We start from the raw sequence: 343 nt of genomic DNA, 5'->3' as shown, positions 1-343 counted from the left end.
GCAGAAGGGGCAGTTGCCGGAGGGGTCGGTGTAGGCGAGGGGGTTGCCGGCGGCGTAGGTGTAGCGGTTGAGGTTGATGGACGGGTACGGGTCGATCGTGTAGTCGTCGCGGGAGGCGAAGCCGCCGGTGCCCGGGATGTACCAGCGGGAGGCCATGTTGACCTTGCCGGTGGCCGGGTCGGTGTACTCGCCCTGGTAGCCGAGCCGCCGCTTGGTGCCGCTGCCGGCGGTGACCTCGCCGAAGGGGTTGTAGGCCGTGGAGTCGGCCAGGGCGTCGCCGGTGAAGGTGGCCACCACGTCGTCGTGCTGGTCGCTCATGATGCCGAGCTTGACGCCGCCCTCG

The 343-nt window shown here is 70.0% G+C and carries 1 protein-coding gene; it reads right to left on the bottom strand.

Features of this window, described 5'->3' with window-relative positions:
- On the bottom strand, window positions 1–318 hold a 318-nt coding region (locus tag IO39_RS43520), incomplete at its 3' end, for an RHS repeat-associated core domain-containing protein (RefSeq protein WP_211267397.1).
- Window positions 319–343: the final 25 nt, after the last annotated feature.

Origin of the sequence: Nonomuraea candida (assembly GCF_000725485.1) — a bacterium.
Lineage (GTDB): Bacteria > Actinomycetota > Actinomycetes > Streptosporangiales > Streptosporangiaceae > Nonomuraea > Nonomuraea candida.
Note: the sequence above shows the minus strand (reverse complement) of the source record. Positions and strands in the feature narration are given on the sequence as shown.